Source organism: Rhizobium sp. CG4, from assembly GCF_023701965.1.
Lineage (GTDB): Bacteria > Pseudomonadota > Alphaproteobacteria > Rhizobiales > Rhizobiaceae > Agrobacterium.
The window spans coordinates 435,966-458,339 of record NZ_JABAEG010000004.1 but is presented as its reverse complement, the minus strand read 5'-3'; the positions used below and the strand labels follow the sequence as shown (position 1 = coordinate 458,339).

The following is a 22,374-nucleotide window of genomic DNA, read 5'->3' as shown; positions in this document are numbered from 1 at the left end:
ACGACCAAGGCACACCAAAGCTGCCCAATGCGAAAGTCAAAGCCACGAAAAACCGCCGGCGACAAAACGCTCAATAACCAATGGTAGACGTCCCACCAGAAAATCAAGGCCACGCTCGCACAACATGAGCACTTAGAAGCAACAGTCGGGGAAGGCAGCAATAAGACCGGGTCGCAACCATCAAAGCAGACCACGACAGTTGGCCTCACTGGCCAATGATAGGTTCGTCCATTCGCCTCGATCGATGGGGCGTGGTGTGTTGCAGACATCCGTTATCCTTTCCGTCCTGTGTCCGAAGCGGTCGACTCACTCGACCTCAGCGGCTGCATTAGAGGCAACGCTGACAGGACAAATTTGCCTTATCTCCACGTGCCTGTGAGTTTTCGCAACAAACACAGTGTTTCGACGAATTGACGATCAGCCAACTAGTAGGTAGGTATTGCTCATGACCAATGTCGTTTCCACATACGAAAACATCCTCGACTGCGCACAAAACCTCATCGTGTCAGGCGGCTACAATGGTTTCAGCTATGCGGATATTTCCGACGTCGTCGGTATTCGTAAAGCGAGTATCCACCATCATTTTCCCAGCAAAGTCGATCTGGTTCAAACACTTGTCAGTCGATACCGACAGGATGCCGAAACCGGCATCGCGGAAATTGAGCGCAACGTGACCAACCCTATCGAGCAACTTCGCACCTATAGCGACCATTGGGCGACATGCATCAGTGATGGCAGTCGGCCATTTTGCGTTTGCGCCCTGTTGGCAGGTGAACTGCCGCTGCTGCCGCCCGAAGTGGCCGTTGAGGTCAAAGGGTATTTTCGAGTCCTGTCAGGGTGGATGGCTCGGGCATTCGATCGCGCGTCGCAACAGGGTATAATCGATATTTCGCGGACATCTGAGGTTGAGGCGGAGCTGTTTATGGCCACTGTCCATGGCGCTATGCTGTCCGCGCGCGCCTATGGCGACACGAACAAATTCTCATTGATCATGTCGGCGACGTTTGACGCATTGAAACCAAAACGATGACTCCAAAACGGAAGTGCCCTGAGGAACTGGCCGGCAAATTTTATCAACAAACCTACCAACTAGTAGGATGTTAAATTTTAAGTCTGGGAAGCTACCTCGGCAAATGGGCGTGAATTCAGATTGAAAGGACCTGAAATGTTTGGAATAACAACACTTGGCTGGCTCCACACTCTGGGCAGCCTTCCAGCGATACCCGCTGCGGCTTACATGATTTTTCGCTTTGGGCGCATCAAGCCAGACAGTCTTGCCGGACGCATTTATTTCATCTGTATGCTGATCGGCAGCCTTACGATTTTCCTCGTGGCGAAGGCGCCCGTCAGTCCGGTCATTGCGGTCGTTACCCTGCTGTGTCTGATCGGCGGTTACACCGTGCATCGGCTGGCTTTTCTGGGGCGTCTGCAAAAGTATCTGGAGACATTCCTGTTGAGCCTTTCGGTATTTCTGCTCATGGTGCCTTCAGTCTCCGAGACCCTGCGTCGAGTGCCAGACGGACACCCGATTGCGGCTGATCCGGATTCGATCATTTTGAAAGTCGCTCTTGGAACTGTGGCCGCAACCTTTGTCGTTGGGCTCATCACACAGTTCGTTTATCTGGCGCGGTACGCCAACAAACCGCGCTGAAGAAACAATTCCGTTTTGCGAGATGTCATCGCGGCATTGCCTTGATGAAATCAATAAAGGCACGCAGTGGAGATGGAACAAGACGGCGGCCCGGATAGTAGAGAAACGGGCCAGAAAAGCTCAGCCACCAGTCTTCCATGATTGGTAAAAGCGTCTCGTCCGCGAAGTGTGGTCTCAGCCAGTCCTCAAACAGATACATGATGCCAAGGCCAGCTTTCGCCGCTTCAATGCCAAGATCGGTGGCGCCACCGGACTGCACGATCAGATTGCCACTGGGCTCGATTATCAACTCCTTTCCATCGCGCTCAAATTCCCAGGCGGGTATGGCGCGGCCCGAAAAGCGCCCCCGGATGCAATCATGCGACAGAAGGTCATGCGGGGTTTGAGGTGTGCCGCGTGCTGCAAGATAGGAGGGGGATGCTGCGAGGGCATAACGCTGCACACGCGGGCCGATCGGCACGGCAATCATGTCCTGTTCCAACCGCTCATCGTAGCGGATTCCGGCGTCATAACCGCCTTCAATGATGTCAACGAAGCTCTCCTCCGTGACGATTTCCAGCCTGATGTCCGGATAGGTGGCCAAAAAAGCCGGCACAATGCGGGGTAGAACGAGCCTAGCAGCACTCGCTGGTACATTAAGCTTCAACGAACCGGCCGCACGGTCTCCGTGGCTGGTTGCCTGATCAAGTGCAGATGTGATTTCTGAAAAGGCAGGCCCCAAACGTTCCATCAGCGTGCGCCCAGCCTCAGTTGGCAACACGCTGCGTGTTGTGCGGTTGAGTAGCCGTACCCCGAGATCAGCTTCAAGCCGCTTGACGGCATCGCTTAGGGAGGATGAACTCGTTCCGCTGACACGCGATGCCTCACGAAAGCCTTTCGCACGTGCGACCAGTAGGAAAGCCTCGATATCGGCCATTTCTCGCATCCGGCTCTCCTGTTTCTGACTGCAGATTGTCCGGCCAAGCGGACAGCATGTCCGGATTCTAGCGGATTGTGACCTCTATGTCAGGCGCTTACTTTGGAACTCGAAACAGGAGACAAAGCCATGACTTCAATTGGAAAATCCGGTACCTTTATCCTCGGTGGGCGCTCTGTAAACCGGCTCGGTTACGGGGCAATGCAGCTTGCGGGTAAGGGTGTGTTCGGTCCGCCGCGCGATCATGCGGAAGCCATTGCCGTTTTGCGTGAGGCGATCGAAAGCGGTGTCAACCATATTGACACTAGCGACTTTTACGGACCGCACATCACCAACCAGATCATTCGTGAAGCGCTACATCCCTATGGCGATGACCTTGTGATCGTCACGAAGATCGGTGCAACGCGCGGCGCGGACGCTTCATGGAACCCGGCCTTTTCGCGGGAAGATCTGACGCAGGCGGTGCATGACAACCTTCGCAATCTCGGTCTAGACGTTCTGGATGTGGTTAATCTGCGCGCCATGTTCGATGTTCATGGCCCTGCGGAAGGCTCTCTTGATGAACCGCTCGAAGTGTTGGCAGATCTGAAACGACAGGGGTTGATCCGAAATATTGGCTTGTCCAATGTCACCGCAAAACAGATCGATGACGGAAAAAAGATCACCGACATTGTCTGCGTACAGAACCAGTACAATCTTGCCCACCGTGGGGACGATGCGTTGATTGAAAAGCTTGGCGCAGAAGGAATTGCCTATGTGCCGTTCTTCCCGCTCGGTGGCTTTTCGCCACTGCAATCTGCAGCTTTGTCGGATGTTGCGTCTCGGCTTGGCGCGACACCATTGCAAGTGGCTCTCGCCTGGCTTTTTCAGCGCTCCCCGAACATTCTGTTGATCCCCGGCACATCCTCGCGAGTTCATCTGAGGGAGAATCTCGCTGTAGGGAACATCGAGCTTCCTGGCGATGCTCTTGCCGAACTGGAAAAAATGGCTGCCTGAATAGGGCGTGCAACAAGACCGGGCAGCATGGGATATACGGTATAAGCCGTAATTATGCTGCCTGGTTCGGAACCGAACATTACGGTGACAGAACTTTACCTTAGGAGCTGGGCTATCCTCGAAGCAATCGCGTTCTCAGTTGCATCAAAACGTAATCCGAGACGCTCAAATCAGCTGGCTTTTTTGAGCTCATGAATTACGCCGATGCCATTGACCAATTCAAGGCCAGAATTGGCAGGTTCAGGCAAACCCTTAGAGCGGCAGAATGCCGTCAGGGTGTTTAACAGCAGGCAGGCGATCGTCATTGGACCAACGCCGCCCGGGACCGGGGTGATGGCGCCCGCAACTTCCGATGCGGACGTAAAATCAACATCACCAACAAGGGTTGGTTTGCCATTGCGTTCAATGCGGTTGATGCCAACATCGATCACCGTCGCGCCGGGTTTGATCCAGGTACCCGGGATCATCTCTGGTTTGCCGACAGCCATCACCAGAATATCGGCGCGTCGGCAATGCTCCTCCAGATTTTCACTGTAGCGATGGGCAATAGTGACTGTGCAATCTTCGGCCAGAAGCAGTTGCGCCATCGGTTTTCCAACAATGTTCGAGCGACCAACCACCAGTGCGTTTCTTCCTGTCAACGAACCGAACTGCTCGCGCAGCAGCATCATGCAGCCCAAGGGAGTGCAGGGCAGCATGGCCGGCTGGCCGGTTCCCAGCAAGCCGACATTGGACACATTGAAACCATCGACATCCTTGCGCGGATCAATCGCGTTGATCACGCGCTCGGCAGTGATATGCGCGGGCAGTGGCAATTGAACGAGAATGCCATGGACGTCTTCATTTGCGTTCAGATCCGCAATCAGATCCAGCAGTTCTGCTTCCGATATGGCGGCATCAAGTGTGTGCTTGAACGATGCCATGCCGGCTTCAATCGTTTGGCGCGCCTTGTTGCGCACGTAGACCTCGGAGGCTGCATCCTGTCCCACCAATATGGTTGCCAAACCCGGCACAACACCGTGCTCGGTTTTGATAATCGCAACCTGCTGGCCTATAAATTCACGCAGCCGCTGCGCGAACAGTTTCCCATCAATGATCCTCGACATTACAGCACCTTGGACAGGAATTCTTTGGTACGTGGATCGCTGGCCTTAGTGAAAAAATCTGCCGGCGGTGCATGTTCGACAATCACGCCCTTGTCGGTGAAATAGACATGGTCTGCAGCCTCGCGGGCAAAGCCCATTTCATGGGTAACGAGGATACATGTCATGCCGTCTTCGGCCACTTTACGCACGGCCGAGAGCACTTCCTTGACCATTTCCGGATCAAGCGCCGCCGTCACTTCATCGAACAGGATGACCTCTGGCTCCATACAAAGCGCCCGGGCGATTGCCACACGTTGCTGCTGGCCTCCGGAAAGTTCGCCGGGGTAGGCCGCCGCCTTGTCGGGCAGGCGCATTTCGGACAAGAGCGTGCGGGCCCGTTCTTCCACTTGGTTGCGCGGCTGCTTGAGCACCTGGATTGGTGCCATGGCAACATTTTCCAGCACGGTTTTATGCGGAAACAGATTGTATTGTTGGAACACCATGCCAACGCGATGACGCAACTTGACCTGATCGAGCTTCGGGTCACTGACATTGATGTCGCCAACCTGGATGGTGCCTTCATTGATCGGTGTCAGCCCGTTGATGGTACGCAGGATCGTCGACTTTCCGGAACCGGAAGGGCCGATGATCGCAACAACTTCGCCTTTGCGAATATCCATGTCTATGCCACGAAGTACCTCAAACGTGCCGAAGGACTTGCGGACGCCATGAAGAGAAATCAATGGCTTCGCATTTGAATTAATAGTCATGTCAGCACCTCATTTTGTGCGGAAGCGGCGTTCGAGCATCAACGACAGTCGATTGATCGGCCATGTGTAGACAAAGAACATCGTGAGAAGAGCGAGATACATCGGGATCAAAACCCGGGAGTCGCTCTGGGCTTGCACAGCTGCCTGGGTACGACCAAGAGCTTCCTCAACACCGACAATCATCGACAGGGGGGTGGCTGTCAGCAGAAGCGCATAGAGGTTCATCCACGGAGGAACCATGCGTGTGATGCACTGGGGCAGGATGATCCTGAATAGCGTTGCGCGACGGCTGTAACCAAGTGCCTCGGCGGCTTCCCACTGTCCACGTGGCACCGAGTTGACCGAGCCGCGGACGATTTCGGAAAAATTGGCTGCCACCGGAAAAGAAAAGCCGATGGTTGCTCGCAGCCAGCTCGGCAACTGTATGGTTATGCCTGCAATATTCACCTGATAGGGAATGAGAAAGATGCAGTAGAATAACAGAACCAGCCAGGGCGCGTTGCGAAACAGCTGTGTTGCAAGCTTTGATGGCCCCCCAACCGCCATGCTGGGCGACAATTGTCCAAAGCCCAGAAACGTACCGATGGCCGTGCCAATGGCGATTGCCATCAGGCTCATGAGAATGTTGAGCCCAAAACCTTGAAGAACGAATGGCATCCATTCAAGAATCTGGGGGAGAATGCTGGTCTGGTTCATTGTCCGTCTCCCAGTCCAAAGCCAGGCAGGCGCATGGCGGCTTCGACCCTGTTGATGATGACGACGACGGCTCCGGTCAGGATCAGGTAGATCACCAGCATCACATTCATCATTTCGATGGTGTTGAGGGAATCCGACCAGATCTGGTTGGAAACGTAAAGGAGTTCAGCGACACCAACGGCATAGGCGACAGTTGTTGCCTTTGTCAGATCGACCAGATTGTTGGCGAGAGATGCAAATGAAAAACGCAACGCCAACGGCACGGTGACAGAAAAGAATGCCTGGCGTTTGTTATAGCCGAGTGCAAAAGCTGCCTCCTGATAGGAGCCATGGACAGCACCCACACCGGCCCGAAACGTCTCGGTATTAAATGCGCCAGAATAGAGTGAAAGCGAAATCACCGCCCAGCTGAAACTGCCGATCAAGGGTTGGGGCAGCCCTATCTCACTGCGACCCACCGGCATGATGCTGCCGATCGCAAAATAGAAAAAATACATCTGCACGATCAGTGGCGTGTTGCGGAACAAAGCAACGTAACCCCGGATGATTTTTGTCGGCCACCCCGTGGACAGCGACAGGATTGCGGCGCAGGCCGCACCGATGACGATGGAGAAAAATGCGCTGATCAGGATCAGGAGTAATGTGTTGCCAAGACCGGTGGTGAAACGGTCGAAATCGAAGGCGTCATAGAAGATCGTGAGATTGATCCCCGATGCCGCCAGATCGCGAAAAAATGTCTGGATCTCTGTAATCACAGCCCAATCCTCAGTGCTGTCCGGAGCATTGGCGCCCCGGACTGTTTACGGTTCAAGGATCAGTTGACGTCATCTTTCAGAGCATCGTGCATTTTGATGAGGAAGGCAGAGTTTGCGATACCATGCTCTTTTTCGAGCGCGAGCAACGTGCCGTCACGGTGCATTTCGGAGATGATGCCGGAAATTGACAGGCCGAATGGAGCAAACTGGTCACTCTGGCGCACCGCCATGCCCCATGGGGTATCTGCCTGGCTCGACAGTGGTTTCTGGTACTCCCCCCATTTCGGGTTGGAGAGACGAACGTTGATCTGGTTGTCGTCTTCAAGCAGGCCAATGCAGCGTCCCTGCGTCATCGCGGCCTCGGTTTCGGCCGTGCCGGCAAAAGCCAGAACCTTCAGTTTCAGCTCTTCCTGCGCAGGCTTGTTGTACCAGGCACCCTGTACTGCGCAGACGGTCTGGTCAGCAAGCTGCGACCACTCTGTTGCCGTGACGGCTTTTGGAAGCAGAAGTGTGTAACCGGACGAATAATAATTCGGGTGAACAAAAGCGACCACTTTGCGTCGTTCAGCGGTATCTGAAGCGGAGGCAATCATCAGATCGATCTGGCCCTGCGCCAGAAATTCGAAACGATTTGCGGAGGTTACTTTGACGAATTCGGCTTTGACGCCGAGGGTTTCAGCAATTTTTTTGCCGATATCGACTTCCATGCCTTTGAAGCTGCCATCGGAGGCGCGGTAGGACCAAGGCACGTAGTCGTCTTTGGTGCCGACCTTCAGGACACCTGAGGCTTTGACCTTGCACAAGGTATCGTCACCGCAGGACTGTGCCGATGCGGAAAAACCAACGAAAGCGAAGGCTGTCGCCAGAAAAATTGCTTTCAGTTTGAACATTTCGTTCCCCTTTTTGAACAGTTTGTTTGCATCACTTTCAGGCATCGGTGTCGTCTGCATTTTTGTTGTTGCGACTGGGAAAGCTGATGTGAGTGGAATGTCTCCAATTGCGGCCGTTGCTTCAATGGTGATTTGAGAGTAGTAGTCATATTACTGACAAAGATTAATTCAGGTAAACTAAGCAGATGCCCCTACCGGATTTGCACGCTCTGGAAATTGCTGCAACTGTGATCGAGCAAGGCAGCATGAGTGCTGCCGCCGCGCAGTTGGGCATGACCCAATCAGCGGTCTCTCAAGCCATGAAGCGCGCTGAAGCGCAAGTCGAGGTGACGCTAGTTCATCGCGACCGGCGTCCGCTTGTTGCAACGGAGGCGGGGCGGGTGCTGGTGGCTCATATCCGCGAGATTGCCAATCGCGCCGAGCGGGCGATAGAAGAGGTGAGGGCAACGGCAAGGCGGCCTGAACGGCAGGACCTGCGATTGGGCATGGTCGACACCTTTGCCTCATCCGTTGGTCCGGTGCTGATCCGCGATCTGATGGAGGGCGCGATCGCGCTGCGCGTGACAGCCTTTTCAGGCCTTGCACACTCACACACCGACGCCCTGATGCGTCACGAGATCGATGCAGCGATCACCTCGGACCCGATGGACGAACTGGATGAGATGATGCGTTTCCCGCTTTACCGGGAGCCATTCGTTCTTGTTGCGCCGGTTGCCTGGGGGGATACGCTGCGCAACCAGCCACTCAGGGATCTGCTGTTTGAGCACCGGCTCATTCGCTACAGTTCACGTTCGCATATGGGCATGCAGGTCGAGCGGCATCTCAGACGACTGCGCATCGAACACCCGCAGGTGTTGTCTTTCGACACCTCGGACTCGTTGTTGGCAATGGTAGCCGGTGGCGTTGGCGTGGCCATCACCACGCCTCTCTGCCTCGTTCAGGGCGCCATTCACATGCCGGCGCTTTCGGTGTTGCCATTGCCAAGCCCCGGATTTTCCCGCGAATTGACACTGGTGACCAGACGCGGTGAGTTTGACACATTGGGGCCAAGGGTGGCCGAAGCCGCCCGTCAGATGCTGGTAAAGCACACGTTGCCACTGATCGTTAGCCACATTCCCTGGCTCGCCGAAACGGCGGGTGAGATGATTTGGAAACCGCCGCTCATTGAAGGCGATCAGAGCGAGTGAAACACTTCAGCAATGTCACCGTGACTGTAACCAGCGGCCAGGCAAAGTGACAAAAGGATGCGCGCTTTCTGGGGATTGATATCGCCACCGGCAAGAATGCCGAGGCTTTGATGGTGCGCACTATCGACCACCAAGCCCGCACCGGTACGGGACGATTGCACAACAACAAGGCCAGCATTCACCGCTTCATGTAATGCAGCCGTTTCTGCAGGCGTTGACATTCCCGGCCCGAAACCTGATGAAACAATTCCTTTTGCGCCTGCCGCAACAAAGGATTGTATCGCACATCCATCAGCACCGACATGACTATAGCTGATATCCACCCGTGGCATCTCACGCAGCAGATCGCGTGCGAAGGGTTCATGTCTGCGTTTGCTTACCTGCTGAAACCTGACTTCGGTTCCATCGACATATCCGATCGGAGCAGCCCAGGGAGATTGGAAAGCACCTAGTCGTAATGTGTGGGTTTTCGTGACCGTTTTTGGGTCGTGGATTTCGTCATTGATGACCACAAATACGCCGGGTCCGGTTGTTGGTGCGATCGCTGCGCGGATTGCCGCAGCCAGATTTGCATGGGCATCGGTCGAAATTCCCGTCAGTGGCCGCATCGATCCGGTGAGAATGACAGGAATTTTCAGGTCCAGAACCAGTGACAGAACCCATGCGGTTTCTTCGAGGCTCGCCGTACCGTGGCCGATCACGATGCCGCGCAGGCTGCTATCTTCAGCCAACTGGCAGCAAATTTCTGCCAGATCCGCCCAGTCGTCCGATGTGATTGCCGTGCTGTCGATCTGGCGAAAATTGACCGGCCTGATATCGGCGATCGTCCCCTGAATGCCAATACGCTCGATCAGCGCTGCCGCATCGAGCCGTTGCTGACTGGCATTATAATCCAGAAGGTCAAACTGGTCTGTGCCAATGGACGCAATTGTCCCACCGGTGCCGATGAATGCGATCTTTGCCAGCATGTGTTGCTCCGCCGTTTGAGTGTGTCTGACATAAAAATCTTCACAGCGGTTTTGCAACGAGCTCACCCGTACTATTAGATGAATTAATGCCAATAAGTGAATTAATTTAAGTCTCGCTTATTCGGTTCAAATGGTTCCTGGAGTTTGCGATGCTGCGGCATCACACGAACGGACCTTGGAACCTCCATGCCAAATACCAGAACCGACACAGACAGCCTGGGAGCGCGCGAGTTACCCTGCGGAGCATTGTATGGGGTCGCGACGCTGCGTGGACAGGAGAACTTCGATATCTCCTTTCACAAATTGGGTGATGCGCCGGAGCTGCTGAAGGCGCTTGCGCAGATCAAGCGGGCTGCCGCTGCGGCCAATCACGACATTGGCATATTGCCGCGCGACGTGGCGCAGGCGATCGATAAGGCGGCCGAAGAAATCGAATGCGGTTTGCATTCCGACCAGTTCATCGTCGATCTGCTGGAAGGCTCTGGTGGTACGTCGATCAACATGAATGTCAATGAAGTGATCGCCAATCGTGCCTTGCAGATATTGGGCGATGAGCCAGGCAATTATAGTCGCATTCACCCCAATGATCACGTCAATACCGGGCAATCCACCAATGATGTTTTGCCCGCTGCCGTCAAACTGGCGGTCTATGACAAGGCTTCGGCGCTTGGTCATCTCGCTGCGTGTCTTGAGGTCAAGGCCACTGAATTTGCGGATATTTTGCGGATAGGGCGCACCTGCATGCAGGCGGCTCAACCCATGCGGCTGGGGCAGGCCTTTGGTGGTTATGCGGCCTCCACCCGGCGTCTGGAAAGCAAACTGTCGCAAGCGCGCGAAGACATGCTTGTTCTGCCTTTGGGCGGCACGGCAATCGGCACGGGGCTGGGTTCAGCGCCGGGATATCGTTCAGCCGTTTACCGGCATTTGAAGGCGATCGTCGGCGCGAATGTACGCCCCGGTGATGATATGTTCGATGCCATGCAGAATGCCGATGCCTTTGCGCGGGTTTCGTCGGAAATCCGCATTTGTGGAGAGGTCATCGGCAAGATCGCATCTGATTTGATCATCCTGTCATCCGGTCCCAACAGCGGTGTTGGTGAACTGAGGCTACCTTCGGTACAACCGGGCTCTTCGATCATGCCAGGCAAGGTCAATCCTGTCTTGCCGATGATGATGCAACAGGTTGCATTTGCCGTGGTCGGTAATGATGCGGCGGTGTCGCTGGCTGCCCTTCAAGGCCAGTTGGAAATCAACCATTTTGAACCGGTCATCGCCTCGCGTCTGTTCGATTCCATCGAGCTGCTGGCCAAGTCATCACGCATCTTCGCGGATAAATGCATCGCTGGCATAGAAGCCGACGAAGAACAATCGCTCAAAAACCTGATGCAGTCATCGGCACTTGCCACCGTGTTTGTGCCCAAGCTCGGATACGCCGAGGTGTCCCGCCTTGTTCATGCATCAGCAATAGAGCGCCGCCCTTTCATAGACCTAGCCATAGAACGCGGCCTGCTGAGCAACGACGAAGTGCTCAAGGTGGTGCGCGAAAGTACCGATTACCGCGAGGAGATCGCATGAGTCATTATTCTGCCCTGTCTATTTTACGCCACGGCCTGAGTGGCAACCGGAACTGGACCCTCGCCTGGCGCGATCCGGTGCCGAAGCCAAGCTACGACGTGATCATTGTCGGCGGCGGCGGCCATGGCCTGGCAACAGCCTATTACCTTGCCAAGGAGCACGGCATCCGCAATGTCGCGGTGCTGGAAAAGGGTTGGCTCGGCGGTGGCAACACCGGTCGTAATACCACGATCGTTCGCTCCAATTACATGATGCCCGGCAATACGATGTTCTACGAGCGGTCGATGCAACTCTGGGAAAACCTGAGCCAGGACCTGAACTACAATGTCATGATCTCGCAGCGTGGTCAGTTCAATCTCTGCCACTCTCCGGGGCAGATGGATGCTGCCCGCCGTCGTGGCAATATCATGCGGGCCAATGGTATCGACGCCGAACTTTTTGACCGGGCAGAGGTGATGCGCCGTTTGCCCTACCTCGATTATTCGCCCAATGCCCGTTTCCCGATCCATGGCGCGATTTACCAGTCGCGGGCAGGGACGGCACGTCACGACGCGGTTGCCTGGGGGTTTGCGCGTGGCGCAGACCAGCACGGCGTGGACCTGATCCAGCAATGCGAAGTGATCGGATATATCTGGGATAATGGTACCATTGTCGGTGTGGAGACGACCCGTGGACCGATCCGCGCCAAGAAGGTGGCACTTGCCGTTGCCGGTCACACCGGCCATCTGGCGGAAAAGGCCGGCCTGCGTTTGCCAATCGAAACCCATGTTCTTCAGGCTTTTGTGACCGAGCCGCTGAAGCCACTGGTCGACAGCGTCATCTCCTTCGGTGCCGCTCATTTCTACATCAGCCAGTCCGACAAGGGTGGACTGGTGCTTGGTGGAGATCTCGACGGTTTCAACTCCTATGCCCAGCGCGGCGGCCTGCCGATTGTCGAACATACGCTGCACAGTGCCAAGGCGCTGATGCCGTCGCTGTCGCGACTGCGGCTGTTGCGTCATTGGGCCGGGGTCATGGACATGTCGATGGATGGCTCGCCGATCATCGGCAAGATGCCGGTTGACGGTCTCTGGCTGAATGGTGGCTGGTGCTACGGCGGCTTCAAGGCAACGCCTGCCTCCGGTTACTGCTTTGCCTGGACAATCGCCAAGGGCGAACCGCACCCCGACAACGCCGAATTCACGCTGGAACGTTTCGAACGCGGCTACCAGATCGACGAAAAGGGCGCAGGCCCGCAACCCAACGCCCATTGAGGTTCCATCATGTTGAGAATTCATTGTCCCGTCTGCGGGCTGAGGGACGAAACGGAGTTTACCTATGGCTCCGATGCGACGATCCGCCGGCCTGACATGAACGAGAGCGATCCGAAAGCCTGGCTCGATTATGTGTTCATGCGTGACAATCCGCGCGGACCGCACAAGGAATATTGGCACCATGTGACCGGCTGCCGCCAATGGGTGGTGGTTGAGCGTGACACCCTGACCCATGAGATTTCGGCGAGCTATCTTGCCCGCGAGGTGGCGGCATGACAGCGCGCAGACTTCCCACCGGCGGACGCATTGACCGCAGCCGCAAAGTTACCGTGCAGTTTGATGGCAAACCGTTTGTCGCTCATCCCGGCGATAGTCTGGCTTCTGCCCTGTTGGCCGGTGGCCAGAAAATCACCGCACGCAGTTTCAAATATCATCGCCCACGCGGTCTGATGGCTGCAGGTGTCGAAGAGCCGAATTCACTGGTTCATCTGCGTGATGGCGCCCGTCACGAACCCAACGCACAGGCAACGATGGTCGAGGTGTTCGATGGTCTAATCTCGACGCCGCAAAATGCATGGCCCAGCCTGAAGTTTGATATCGGTTCGGTTAACGGTGCCCTGTCGCGCTTCTTTGGTGCCGGGTTCTACTACAAGACATTTATCGGTCCGTTCAAAGGCACCGGCTTCTGGATGGCCTGCGAAAAAATCATCCGCAATGCCGCTGGCATGGGCAAGGCAACAACGCTTGACGATCCGGATCACTACGAAAAGATCAATGCTTTTTGTGATGTGCTGATCGTGGGGGCAGGTCCTGCCGGACTTGCTGCAGCCTTGGCCGCAGGCCGCAAGGGCGACAAGGTGATGCTGGTTGAACAGGATCACGAACTCGGGGGCTCTTTGCTGAGCGAAGGTGCCGGTGGTGAAAGCGATACATGGCTTCGCAACGCCGTGGCCGAACTCAAGAATATGCCCAATGTTCAGGTACTCAGCCGCACAACGGCGTTTGGTGCCTATGACAGTGATGTCTTTGGGCTGGTTGAACGGTTTCGGGATCATCTGCTGGTGCCGGAAGCGGGCAAACCGCGCCAGCGTTACTGGCTGGTTCGCACCAAACGGGCAATTCTTGCCACCGGTGCCATTGAACGACCGATGGTTTTTGCCGGCAATGACGTTCCCGGTGTGATGTTGGCATCGGCCGTGCGTAAATATCTCAACCGTTACGCTGTTCTGGCCGGTGAGAGTGTCGTCGTCGCGACCAACAACGACAGTGCCTACAGCACTGCAATCGATCTCGCCAAGGCCGGTGCGAAGGTCATTCTCTGTGATCTTCGCCGAACCATTCTGGATGCACTGTCTAGCCGCGCAAAGACTGCGGGCGTGGAGCTTCGGCTTGGTTACGGTCTCCTGAAAGCCGAGGGCCGTGGCCAGGTGCGTGGCGCCCGCATCGTGCCTGTCGACACCAATGGTCGGGCGTCTGGTAAGGAGATTGCTGTCAAATGCGATGTCGTCGCGATATCGGGCGGTTGGGCTCCGGCACTGCATCTGTGGAGCCAGCGTTTCGGCAAACCGCAATATCATCAGGAGTTTGATGCATTTCTGCCGATGCAGAAAACAACCGTCACCAGCGTTGGATCGCTTGTTGCCGCTGTCTCAACCGCTGAAGCGATCACGCAGGGGTACGACGCCGGCGGTGACGCTGGCAAGGTCGATACGGTAGCCAATGGCGGTGATTTCTGGGGCCGCGATCTGCTGCCGACCACCGTCATCACAAAGGCCGACGGCACGACCCCGGGCAAGGCTTTCATCGATTTCCAGCACGATGTGAAACTTGCCGACATCGATCAGGCGCATCTGGAAGGTTATGTCTCGGTCGAACATCTCAAGCGTTACACTACATCGGGCATGGCTGCCGACCAGGGCAAAACCTCCAACCTCAATGCACTGGCAAGAATGGCGGCGCTGAGAGGCATGGACATTCCCAAGGTCGGAACAACGACCTTCCGTCCGCCCTATACGCCGATTGCCATTGGCGCGATCGTTGCTCACGATCACGGCCTGCATTTCCGCCCGACGCGTCTGTCGACCATTCATGACTGGCACCAGCAAAATGGTGCAGAGATGATAGAAGCGGGTGCCTGGCTTCGCCCCTGGTATTACCCGGCCAAGGGCGAGACACTGCGCGATACCTATATCCGTGAAGCAGCCCATGTGCGCGACCATGTTGGCATCGTCGACGTGTCGACGCTTGGCAAGATTGCCGTGCAGGGCCCGGATGCGGCGGAGTTTCTCAACCGCGTTTACGCAAACGGCTTCAAGACTTTGCCAATCGGTCGCCTGCGCTACGGCGTCATGCTGCGAGAAGACGGTTTTGTTCTTGATGACGGTGCGACGGCGCGTCTCGGCGAGAACGACTATTTCATGTCGACCACAACAGCCAATGCCGCCAAGGTTCTGGCACAGGCTGAGTTCCTGCTGCAGACGGCATGGCGTGATCTCAAGGTGCATGTGACAACCGTGACGGATCAATGGGCAGCCATTGCCATTGCCGGTCCCAAATCGCGAACAGTACTAACGGCACTGACGGACGCGGATTTGAGCAAGGAGGCTTTGCCGAACAACCACCTGACCTATGTGACGATTGCAGGTGTGCCGTGCCGTCTCCATCGGATGAGCTATTCCGGCGAGCTGGCCTATGAAATCTACATCCCGGCCAAATCCGGCCCGAAGGTCTGGCGCGCGCTGATCGAAGCGGGTGTTCCGCATCATCTCAAACCCTATGGTACCGAGGCGATGGGCGCCCTTCGTATTGAAAAGGGCCACGTGGCTGGCGCTGAGATCGAGGGCCGTACGACCATGAAGGATCTTGGTCTCGAAGTTTTCGCGTCGAGCAAGAAACCCTTCATCGGATCGGTGTTGCGCAAACGTGTGGTGCTGGAAGATGCAACACGCCCGTCATTGGTTGGCTTGGAGATCGTCGGCGACGACGGTGCAAGAGCTGGGTCGCTGCTGTTCGGATTGAATGTCCCTGCGAAAGGTCATGGCGAAGGCTGGGTGTCATCGACAACCTATTCACCGGCTCTGAAAAAGAACATCGCGCTGGCCTTGTTGTCCAAGGGACCGGAACGCATAGGTGAAACAATTCAGGTCGTTGATTTTGTTGGCAACCAAACACTGCGCGCCAAGGTCGTCTCTCCTCACTTCTTCGATCCGGAAGGGTATCGTCAAAATGGCTAAAAAACATAACCTTCCGCTTGGTGGTCTGAACAGTGACGGGCGAACCGTGTCGGTCTCCGAGATCGCGCTTGGCCACCTCACACAATTAGCGGGATGGGAAACCTTCGCAGATGCCACCGACGCGGTGTTAAAGACGCAAGGCCTGTCGCTGCCGCCAGACTATCGTTCTCCTGTTCATAGTGCCAGGATGACAGTGTGGCGGATTGCGCCGGACCGTGTGCTCCTTCGCTCCGAAACACCGGTTAACATGTCGGTGCCGGAAGATCTTGTGGCACTTGATCTTTCCGATGCTCGTGTCTGCCTGATCCTCGAAGGAGAGGGGGCGGCAGGCTTGCTGGGTCGCGTGATCGCCCTGGATTTTTCGGAAGCTGCCTTCCCGGCAGGGACCTTCGTACAGACGTCTTTGCACCATGTCGGTGTGCTGGTTGAACGTCTGGAGCGGGACAGATTTCTGGTCATGGTGCCGACCACCTGGGAGCGGTCATTGACCGACCTGCTTGTTACCCACCTCACTGTTGCGGCCTGACGGCTGGCCATCCCATCACGACTTCATGGAGTTCCCGCGTGGAGAATTTTGTCCTTACCGTTCAATGCCAGTCCCGTCGTGGGATCGTCGCTGCCATCGCAACCTTTCTGGCGGAGCATGGCTGCAACATCACGGATTCTGCGCAATTTGATGATCCGCAGACCGAAAACTTCTTTATGCGCACCACATTTCGTTCGGAACTTGGAACGGACCTCGAGACACTGCGCAGCAGTTTCGAACCGGTCTCAAAGCCTTTCGACATGGCGTTTGCTTTCCATGATGCTGCCCAGCGCACCAAGGTTTTGCTGATGGTGTCCAATTTTGGCCACTGCCTGAACGACCTGTTGTATCGCTGGAAAATCGGTGCGTTGCCGATCGATATTGTCGGCGTGGTGTCCAATCATCTCACTTATCAGAAGCTTATTGTGAACAATGATATTCCGTTTCACCACATCAAGGTGACCAAGGAAAACAAGCCTGAAGCGGAAGCGAGGCTGATGTCGATTGTCGAGGATTCAGGTGCTGAATTGGTGGTGCTGGCGCGTTATATGCAAATCCTGTCGGACGGGGTGTGCAAAAAAATGTCCGGACGCATCATAAACATTCACCACTCGTTTTTGCCATCCTTCAAGGGTGCCAATCCTTACAAACAGGCATTTGAGCGGGGGGTTAAGCTGATTGGGGCGACGGCGCATTACGTGACTGCCGATCTGGACGAAGGTCCAATTATCGAGCAGGACGTTGCTCGCATCACGCATGCGCAATCGCCCGACGACTACGTATCGATTGGACGCGATGTGGAAGCGCATGTTTTGGCCAGAGCAGTGCACGCGCATATCCACCAGCGGGTATTCCTGAACGGCCACAAAACCGTCGTCTTTCCTGCAAGCCCCGGCAGTTATGCCTCGGAAAGAATGGGGTGATCACGCCCCTATCCAAGACATTTTGAAAAGGGCGCCTCAAGCGCCCTCAACCTCATCCGTCGGATAGCCACTGGTCCGGCGTATTTCGGCAACGATTTTCTTCGCGAAGTGACCTGCCGCAGGCAAAAGTTTGCAGCTTTTAAGCCGAATGACAGATTACCGAGAGAGATATCCCCCATGGCAATAATCGTTTTCTGCATGGTTAAACCGGTGATGCCCGGACATGACTTTAACGTTTTCGGTCAGCAAACTTGGTGTGCGGCTTGCCCGTAGTTAGAGCAATATCCAGCGGTTTTGGTTTCAGCGTGGATATGGGGGCGCAATCGATTGCTGTCGTCAGGTAAAATTTCTTAGGTTCATGTGTCCGTTCCCCATACCTAAATCTGTCAGTGTTTTCGGCTGGCGCAGAATGTTCGTTTTGTACTGAGCAATCAATCCACACCAAAGATCATTCTAGGGTATCAATCCGGCATGCCTGCCAGTGGCGACCCTTGACGATAAAGAAAGCAATTGGGTCACTTTCCGCGGTTCTCAATGGTGGCTGGAACCAGGCGAACAAACCTGTGAGCGGCAGGGCATTGCATATCGTTTAGACCCGCGTGAAGCAGTAAGCTGATGTACCGAAATTAGCCTTGGCGCTCTTAGATCTGCTGCAGGACGGCTCGAAGTCTTGGAGCAGCAAAGTCGAGAAACGTTCTGAGCTTCAGCGTCATCAGCCCTTGCGACAGATAAACCAGATGTACGGGTGAGGCGTCCAACTCGAAATCCTCCAGAAGCGGCACGAGCAGGCCGGCTTCCACGGCCCGTTTCGCCTGATAGGACATCACCCTTGTGATGCCCAACCCATCGGCTGCAGCATCCACAGCTGCCTCTGCCGTATTGACCGATAAACGGGGCCGTACCGGCACTGTAATCTCCGAACCGGTGTCTTTGAATGTCCAGAACCGGTTTGAAAGCACGCCTTCAAACGCGATACATCTGTGGTTTTCAAGGTCGCGCGGATGGAGTGGCTGACCGTGTCGGCGCAGATAATCCGGATTGGCGTAAACACATGTGCGGATCGCACCGAGACGTGTTGCAATCAGATTGTTTTCTGACAGCGCTGAGATACGCAGAGCGACATCGATATGTTCGTCTGCGAGGCTGACGGACCGGTCACTCATCGCAAGCCGGATATTGATGTCGGGAAACACTTTCAGAAATTCGGTGATGATCGGCAACACATGCAGGCGGCCAAACACGATCGGCGCTGTGATTGTCAGGTCGCCGCGTGGCGAAACATATTCACCGGATGCGCGGCGTTCCGCTTCCTCAACGCGGCCGAGGATCTCGCGCGCGGCAATGACATAATTTTCTCCGGCTTCTGTCAACAGGGCCTTGCGGCTGGTGCGCACCAATAGCTGAACCCCAAGCTGAGCCTCAAGCTCCGATATCTTGCGGCTGACCGTCGGCAGAGGTGAATGAAGTGCCCGGGACGCTGCCGACAGACTGCCGTTTTCCACGACAGACAACAAAACAGCCATGGCATCCAGCCGGTCCATATCAGCCTTCCAAAAAGTGAGAGGGTAACTCTATAAATATCTGTCTACTGCAGAAATGTGGATGCCGATAGCCTCCTTCGTGCCATCGGAGCTTTTGCTCCACATCTCAACGGAGCCTCTCATGAAACTGTACCATTTTCCGCTTTCCGGCCATGCGCATCGTGCCCTGCTCGGTCTTTCGCTGCTCGGTGTGAAAGCCGAAGTCATCGACGTCGATCTGGCAAACGGCGAGCACAAATCGGCGCCATTCCTCAAACTCAATCCGTTCGGTCAGGTGCCCGTGCTTGAGGACGGAGACATCATCGTCAATGATTCCAACGCAATCCTCGTTTATCTCGCCACTAAACTGGGCCGGAAGGACTGGCTGCCTGACGACCTGCAGTCGACAGCAAAAGTCCAGAAATGGTTGTCTGTCGCCGCTGGCGAAATCGCCTATGGGCCGGCTGCCGCCCGGCTGATTACCGTGTTCGGTGCGGATTTTCGTGCCGATGAAGTTATCGCGCGCGCCCATCGCATTCTCGGGCTGATCAATGCGGAGTTGGAGCAGCATCAGTTCATCATCGATGAAAAACCGACCATCGCTGATATTGCGCTCTACAGCTATATCGTCAGTGCGCCAGAAGGAAATGTGAACCTCGTACCGCATGAAAACGTCCGCCGGTGGCTTGCCCGCATAGAAGCGCTGCCCGGCTTTGTGGCTTTCCCCAAAACCGCAGCAGGCCTTGCTGCCTGATTGTGAGGATGCGGTCGGCAAATTGGGCCGCATCCACTTTTTCCATGTTTCCCTTGGAGGTGCGAATGTCCGATCGAAATGCGCAACTCGAAAATGTTTCGGCCTTGTCATCACCCTGGCATGAAGGTGAGCTGGAATTGCAACGACACGCCGGTGTCGCCGACCAGATGGATACGGTTGGTCGAAAATTCGTGCGTCATTTTCTGCTGGATCAGCACCGCGAATTCTATCCGCTTCTGCCGTTTATCGTTATAGGTGCGGTGGATGGCGAGGGTATGCCATGGGCTACAATCCGGAGCGGTCAACCGGGTTTTCTGCATTCACCTGATCCGCTCACACTGGACATCAATGCGGTGAGTGATACCAGCGATCCTGCGCAAGCCGGAATGAAGGAGGGAGACCCTGTCGGCCTGCTGGGAATTGATCTTGTAACCCGCAGGCGCAACCGTATGAACGGCTTGATCACCCGTCAGTCAAACGAAGGCTTTTCGGTTTCGGTGGAGGACAGTTTTGGAAACTGTCCGCGTTACATCCAGAACCGGCATTTCGCGTTCGTGCGTGACCCGTTGCAACAGACGAGTTCTGCAGTTGATGTCAGCGACAGACTTGACGCCGATGCACGGCGTATCATCTCCACAGCAGATACATTTTTTGTCGCATCCTATGTCGATCGACCCGACGAAAAGCGGCAGGTTGATATCTCGCACCGTGGCGGCCGGGCCGGTTTCGTGCGCATTGACGATGATGGCGGTCTGACTGTCCCTGATTTTAACGGCAATCTGTTCTTCAACACGCTCGGAAATTTTCTCGTTAATCCGCTTGCCGGTTTGGTGTTCTTTGATGCAGTAACAGGTGATGTCCTGCAGATCGCAGGGACTGTTGAGCTTATTCTTGAATCACCCGAAATTACGGCTTTCGAAGGTGCAGAGCGGCTTTGGCGGGTCATGCCGACGAAGGTTGTCCGGCGTCGGGATGCACTGCCCTTGCGGTGGACGTTTGCCGACGATGGAATGTCGCCCAGTAGTCTGATGACCGGCAGTTGGACAGACGCCGAGGCCCGGCTGCAGGCCGCAGCAAAAGCAAAGACCTGGCGCAATTTTCGTATTGGACGGATCGTCGATGAAAGCACGACGATCCGCTCACTCCACCTTGAGCCGGCTGACGGTGAAGCTTTAATCCCGCATCTGTCAGGTCAGCATCTGCCGGTCAAAATTGCCGATGGTGGGGTGTTCATCCGACGCAGCTACACGATCTCAAGTGCACCGTCGGACGGTTATTACCGCATAAGCGTCAAACGCGAGGGGAAGGCATCAAACCTGCTGCATGGCATGCAGATCGGTGACGAAATTTCAGCGCTTGCGCCAACCGGTGCCTTCACTATCGATCCGATGGAGCGGAGCAGGCATGCGGTGTTTATTGCCGCCGGTATTGGTGTCACACCCTTATTGTCAATGCTGCGTCATCTCGTTCATGAGGGCGATAGGACACGACATCGCCGCCCGGTCTGGTTTTTCAGATCATCCCATAGACGTCAGGAGCGGGCGTTCGACCAAGAGATTGATGAATTGGTCGCGCGCGGCAACGGCAGCGTCCGGGATATCAGAGTCGTTGGGCAGCCGGAGGAGGACGGGTTGGAAAGTCGCGAGACTTTAGGCCGCATCAATATGGATCTGTTGAAGGCGCATCTGCCCTTTGACGATTATGATTTTTATCTCTGTGGGCCGCCATCCTTTATGCAGTCGGTTTATGATGGCTTGCTCAAGCTCAATGTCGCAGATGAACGCATACATGCCGAGGCTTTTGGACCGTCGGGGCTGAAACGCGATGTCAAAGACGGTTCTATTAAGGTCAACTCTGCACAGCCTGCGTCCGAGCCTGTCAGGGTGATTTTTGCAGGGTCGACAAAGGAGGCGCGGTGGAAACCCGGTGACGGGTCTTTGCTCGAACTTGCGGAACAGCGTGGCCTGTCACCAGCCTTCGGTTGTCGGGCAGGGCACTGCGGAGATTGTAAAGCCGCTATCATCAAAGGGCAGGTCAGCTATTTCTCGCAGCCAGCTTATGATCCTGGTGTGGGCCATGCGTTAATCTGCTGCTCCGTCCCGGCAACTGGCAGCGATCTGCACCTGGACATCTGATAGTCTGTCAATACCGACTTGGGGCGTTGGTCTTAGCGTTGACCTGCCAACGCCACCGCCTTTTCGGCACCGCCATCCCGCTCTAACTCATCGACCAGAAGTGCCAGAAGACCGGGAAAGCGGGCTTCGATATCTTGCTTCCGCAGCGACGACGAACGCCGATTTCCGTAGTCGATCTGGCTGATCAGGCCGGACTCACGCAGAACCTTGAAGTGATGGGTGAGGGAAGCTTTCGCGACCGGAAATCCGAAGGACACACAGTTGCGCTCCGTGCACTCAGGCAATGTTGCGAGAATGGCAACGGTGGTGCGACGCAGAGGATCAGACAATGTGGACAGGACGACACCGAGGTCGATCTCGTCACGTGCGGGTTGGGGAAGCAAATCTGGCATGAAGACATTTTACCGGGTCGGACGATGATGCGCAAGCGCAAGGTACGCCTTGACGTATACCTTCGACAGGCTTAGGTATGGTATTGTCCATACCAATTGATCTTTGTCAGATTGATTGACTGGTCAAGATCGCGCATCATTCTGGGAAC

The 22,374-nt window shown here is 55.5% G+C and carries 21 protein-coding genes; 12 read left to right on the top strand and 9 right to left on the bottom strand.

Features of this window, described 5'->3' with window-relative positions; genetic code table 11:
- Window positions 1-445: 445 nt before the first annotated feature.
- On the top strand, window positions 446-1,030 hold the full coding sequence (locus HGO37_RS15405) for a TetR/AcrR family transcriptional regulator (RefSeq protein WP_250984078.1): 585 nt from the start codon (window positions 446-448) through the stop codon (window positions 1,028-1,030).
- Between the two features lie 135 nt (window positions 1,031-1,165).
- A complete protein-coding gene (locus HGO37_RS15400; RefSeq protein WP_250984077.1) occupies window positions 1,166-1,651 on the top strand; it encodes a hypothetical protein in 486 nt (161 codons plus the stop codon).
- Window positions 1,652-1,676: 25 nt separating this feature from the next.
- Here HGO37_RS15400 and HGO37_RS15395 read toward each other — a convergent pair whose 3' ends face one another.
- Window positions 1,677-2,576 (bottom strand): LysR substrate-binding domain-containing protein, encoded by a 900-nt coding sequence (locus tag HGO37_RS15395; RefSeq protein WP_250984076.1) that lies wholly within the window; start codon window positions 2,574-2,576, stop codon window positions 1,677-1,679.
- 120 nt (window positions 2,577-2,696) lie between these two features.
- On the opposite strand from HGO37_RS15395, the gene HGO37_RS15390 reads away from it, so the two are divergent.
- Window positions 2,697-3,563, top strand: coding sequence for an aldo/keto reductase family oxidoreductase (locus tag HGO37_RS15390; protein WP_250984075.1), 867 nt, complete (start codon window positions 2,697-2,699; stop codon window positions 3,561-3,563).
- Window positions 3,564-3,733: 170 nt separating this feature from the next.
- Here the strand turns inward: HGO37_RS15390 and folD are convergent, their stop codons facing one another.
- From folD to HGO37_RS15365, 5 genes are read right to left on the bottom strand one after another with little or no spacing between them, the layout of a single operon-like run.
- Complete coding sequence (folD, locus tag HGO37_RS15385; RefSeq protein WP_250984074.1) at window positions 3,734-4,669, bottom strand: bifunctional methylenetetrahydrofolate dehydrogenase/methenyltetrahydrofolate cyclohydrolase FolD; 936 nt, start codon at window positions 4,667-4,669, stop codon at window positions 3,734-3,736.
- Window positions 4,669-5,418 carry an amino acid ABC transporter ATP-binding protein gene (locus HGO37_RS15380; protein ID WP_285200628.1) on the bottom strand — a complete coding sequence of 250 codons (750 nt, stop codon included), beginning with the start codon at window positions 5,416-5,418 and terminating at the stop codon, window positions 4,669-4,671. Before HGO37_RS15380 ends, folD begins: the two co-directional genes overlap by 1 nt.
- 9 nt (window positions 5,419-5,427) lie before the next feature.
- Window positions 5,428-6,114, bottom strand: coding sequence for an amino acid ABC transporter permease (locus tag HGO37_RS15375; protein ID WP_192490911.1), 687 nt, complete (start codon window positions 6,112-6,114; stop codon window positions 5,428-5,430).
- Window positions 6,111-6,869 (bottom strand): amino acid ABC transporter permease, encoded by a 759-nt coding sequence (locus HGO37_RS15370; protein WP_250984073.1) that lies wholly within the window; start codon window positions 6,867-6,869, stop codon window positions 6,111-6,113. Before HGO37_RS15370 ends, HGO37_RS15375 begins: the two co-directional genes overlap by 4 nt.
- A 59-nt stretch (window positions 6,870-6,928) precedes the next feature.
- A complete protein-coding gene (locus tag HGO37_RS15365; RefSeq protein ID WP_250984072.1) occupies window positions 6,929-7,759 on the bottom strand; it encodes a transporter substrate-binding domain-containing protein in 831 nt (276 codons plus the stop codon).
- A gap of 185 nt (window positions 7,760-7,944) precedes the next feature.
- Between HGO37_RS15365 and HGO37_RS15360 the strand changes: the two genes are divergently transcribed.
- On the top strand, window positions 7,945-8,946 hold the full coding sequence (locus tag HGO37_RS15360; protein ID WP_250984071.1) for a LysR family transcriptional regulator: 1,002 nt from the start codon (window positions 7,945-7,947) through the stop codon (window positions 8,944-8,946).
- Here the strand turns inward: HGO37_RS15360 and HGO37_RS15355 are convergent.
- The gene (locus HGO37_RS15355) at window positions 8,934-9,914 is read right to left on the bottom strand and encodes an asparaginase (RefSeq protein WP_250984070.1); all 981 of its coding nucleotides are present in this window, start codon (window positions 9,912-9,914) and stop codon (window positions 8,934-8,936) included. The genes HGO37_RS15360 and HGO37_RS15355 overlap by 13 nt on opposite strands.
- A 186-nt stretch (window positions 9,915-10,100) precedes the next feature.
- On the opposite strand from HGO37_RS15355, the gene HGO37_RS15350 reads away from it, so the two are divergent.
- Genes HGO37_RS15350 through purU form a run of 6 tightly spaced genes read left to right on the top strand, consistent with a single transcriptional unit; the run spans window position 10,101 to window position 17,424 of the window.
- Window positions 10,101-11,489 (top strand): aspartate ammonia-lyase, encoded by a 1,389-nt coding sequence (locus tag HGO37_RS15350; protein WP_250984069.1) that lies wholly within the window; start codon window positions 10,101-10,103, stop codon window positions 11,487-11,489.
- Window positions 11,486-12,742, top strand: coding sequence for a sarcosine oxidase subunit beta family protein (locus HGO37_RS15345; protein ID WP_250984068.1), 1,257 nt, complete (start codon window positions 11,486-11,488; stop codon window positions 12,740-12,742). The genes HGO37_RS15350 and HGO37_RS15345 overlap by 4 nt, the downstream gene beginning before the upstream one ends.
- Window positions 12,743-12,751: 9 nt before the next feature.
- Window positions 12,752-13,018, top strand: coding sequence for a sarcosine oxidase subunit delta (locus tag HGO37_RS15340; RefSeq protein WP_250984067.1), 267 nt, complete (start codon window positions 12,752-12,754; stop codon window positions 13,016-13,018).
- A complete protein-coding gene (locus HGO37_RS15335) occupies window positions 13,015-15,975 on the top strand; it encodes a sarcosine oxidase subunit alpha family protein (RefSeq protein WP_250984066.1) in 2,961 nt (986 codons plus the stop codon). Before HGO37_RS15340 ends, HGO37_RS15335 begins: the two co-directional genes overlap by 4 nt.
- Window positions 15,968-16,501, top strand: a complete 534-nt coding sequence (locus HGO37_RS15330; protein WP_250984065.1) for a sarcosine oxidase subunit gamma — start codon at window positions 15,968-15,970, stop codon at window positions 16,499-16,501. The genes HGO37_RS15335 and HGO37_RS15330 overlap by 8 nt, the downstream gene beginning before the upstream one ends.
- Window positions 16,502-16,539: 38 nt before the next feature.
- The gene (purU, locus tag HGO37_RS15325; protein ID WP_250984064.1) at window positions 16,540-17,424 is read left to right on the top strand and encodes a formyltetrahydrofolate deformylase; all 885 of its coding nucleotides are present in this window, start codon (window positions 16,540-16,542) and stop codon (window positions 17,422-17,424) included.
- Between the two features lie 641 nt (window positions 17,425-18,065).
- On the opposite strand, the gene HGO37_RS15320 is transcribed toward purU, so the two are convergent.
- Window positions 18,066-18,965 (bottom strand): LysR family transcriptional regulator, encoded by a 900-nt coding sequence (locus tag HGO37_RS15320; RefSeq protein ID WP_250984063.1) that lies wholly within the window; start codon window positions 18,963-18,965, stop codon window positions 18,066-18,068.
- A 121-nt stretch (window positions 18,966-19,086) separates the two neighbouring features.
- On the opposite strand from HGO37_RS15320, the gene HGO37_RS15315 reads away from it, so the two are divergent.
- Entirely contained in the window at window positions 19,087-19,698 is a 612-nt protein-coding gene (locus HGO37_RS15315; protein ID WP_250984062.1) for a glutathione S-transferase family protein, read from the top strand.
- A gap of 65 nt (window positions 19,699-19,763) precedes the next feature.
- Window positions 19,764-21,833, top strand: a complete 2,070-nt coding sequence (locus HGO37_RS15310; protein WP_250984061.1) for a 2Fe-2S iron-sulfur cluster-binding protein — start codon at window positions 19,764-19,766, stop codon at window positions 21,831-21,833.
- Between the two features lie 32 nt (window positions 21,834-21,865).
- On the opposite strand, the gene HGO37_RS15305 is transcribed toward HGO37_RS15310, so the two are convergent.
- Window positions 21,866-22,225 (bottom strand): ArsR/SmtB family transcription factor, encoded by a 360-nt coding sequence (locus HGO37_RS15305; RefSeq protein ID WP_250984060.1) that lies wholly within the window; start codon window positions 22,223-22,225, stop codon window positions 21,866-21,868.
- Between the last annotated feature and the right edge of the window lie 149 nt (window positions 22,226-22,374).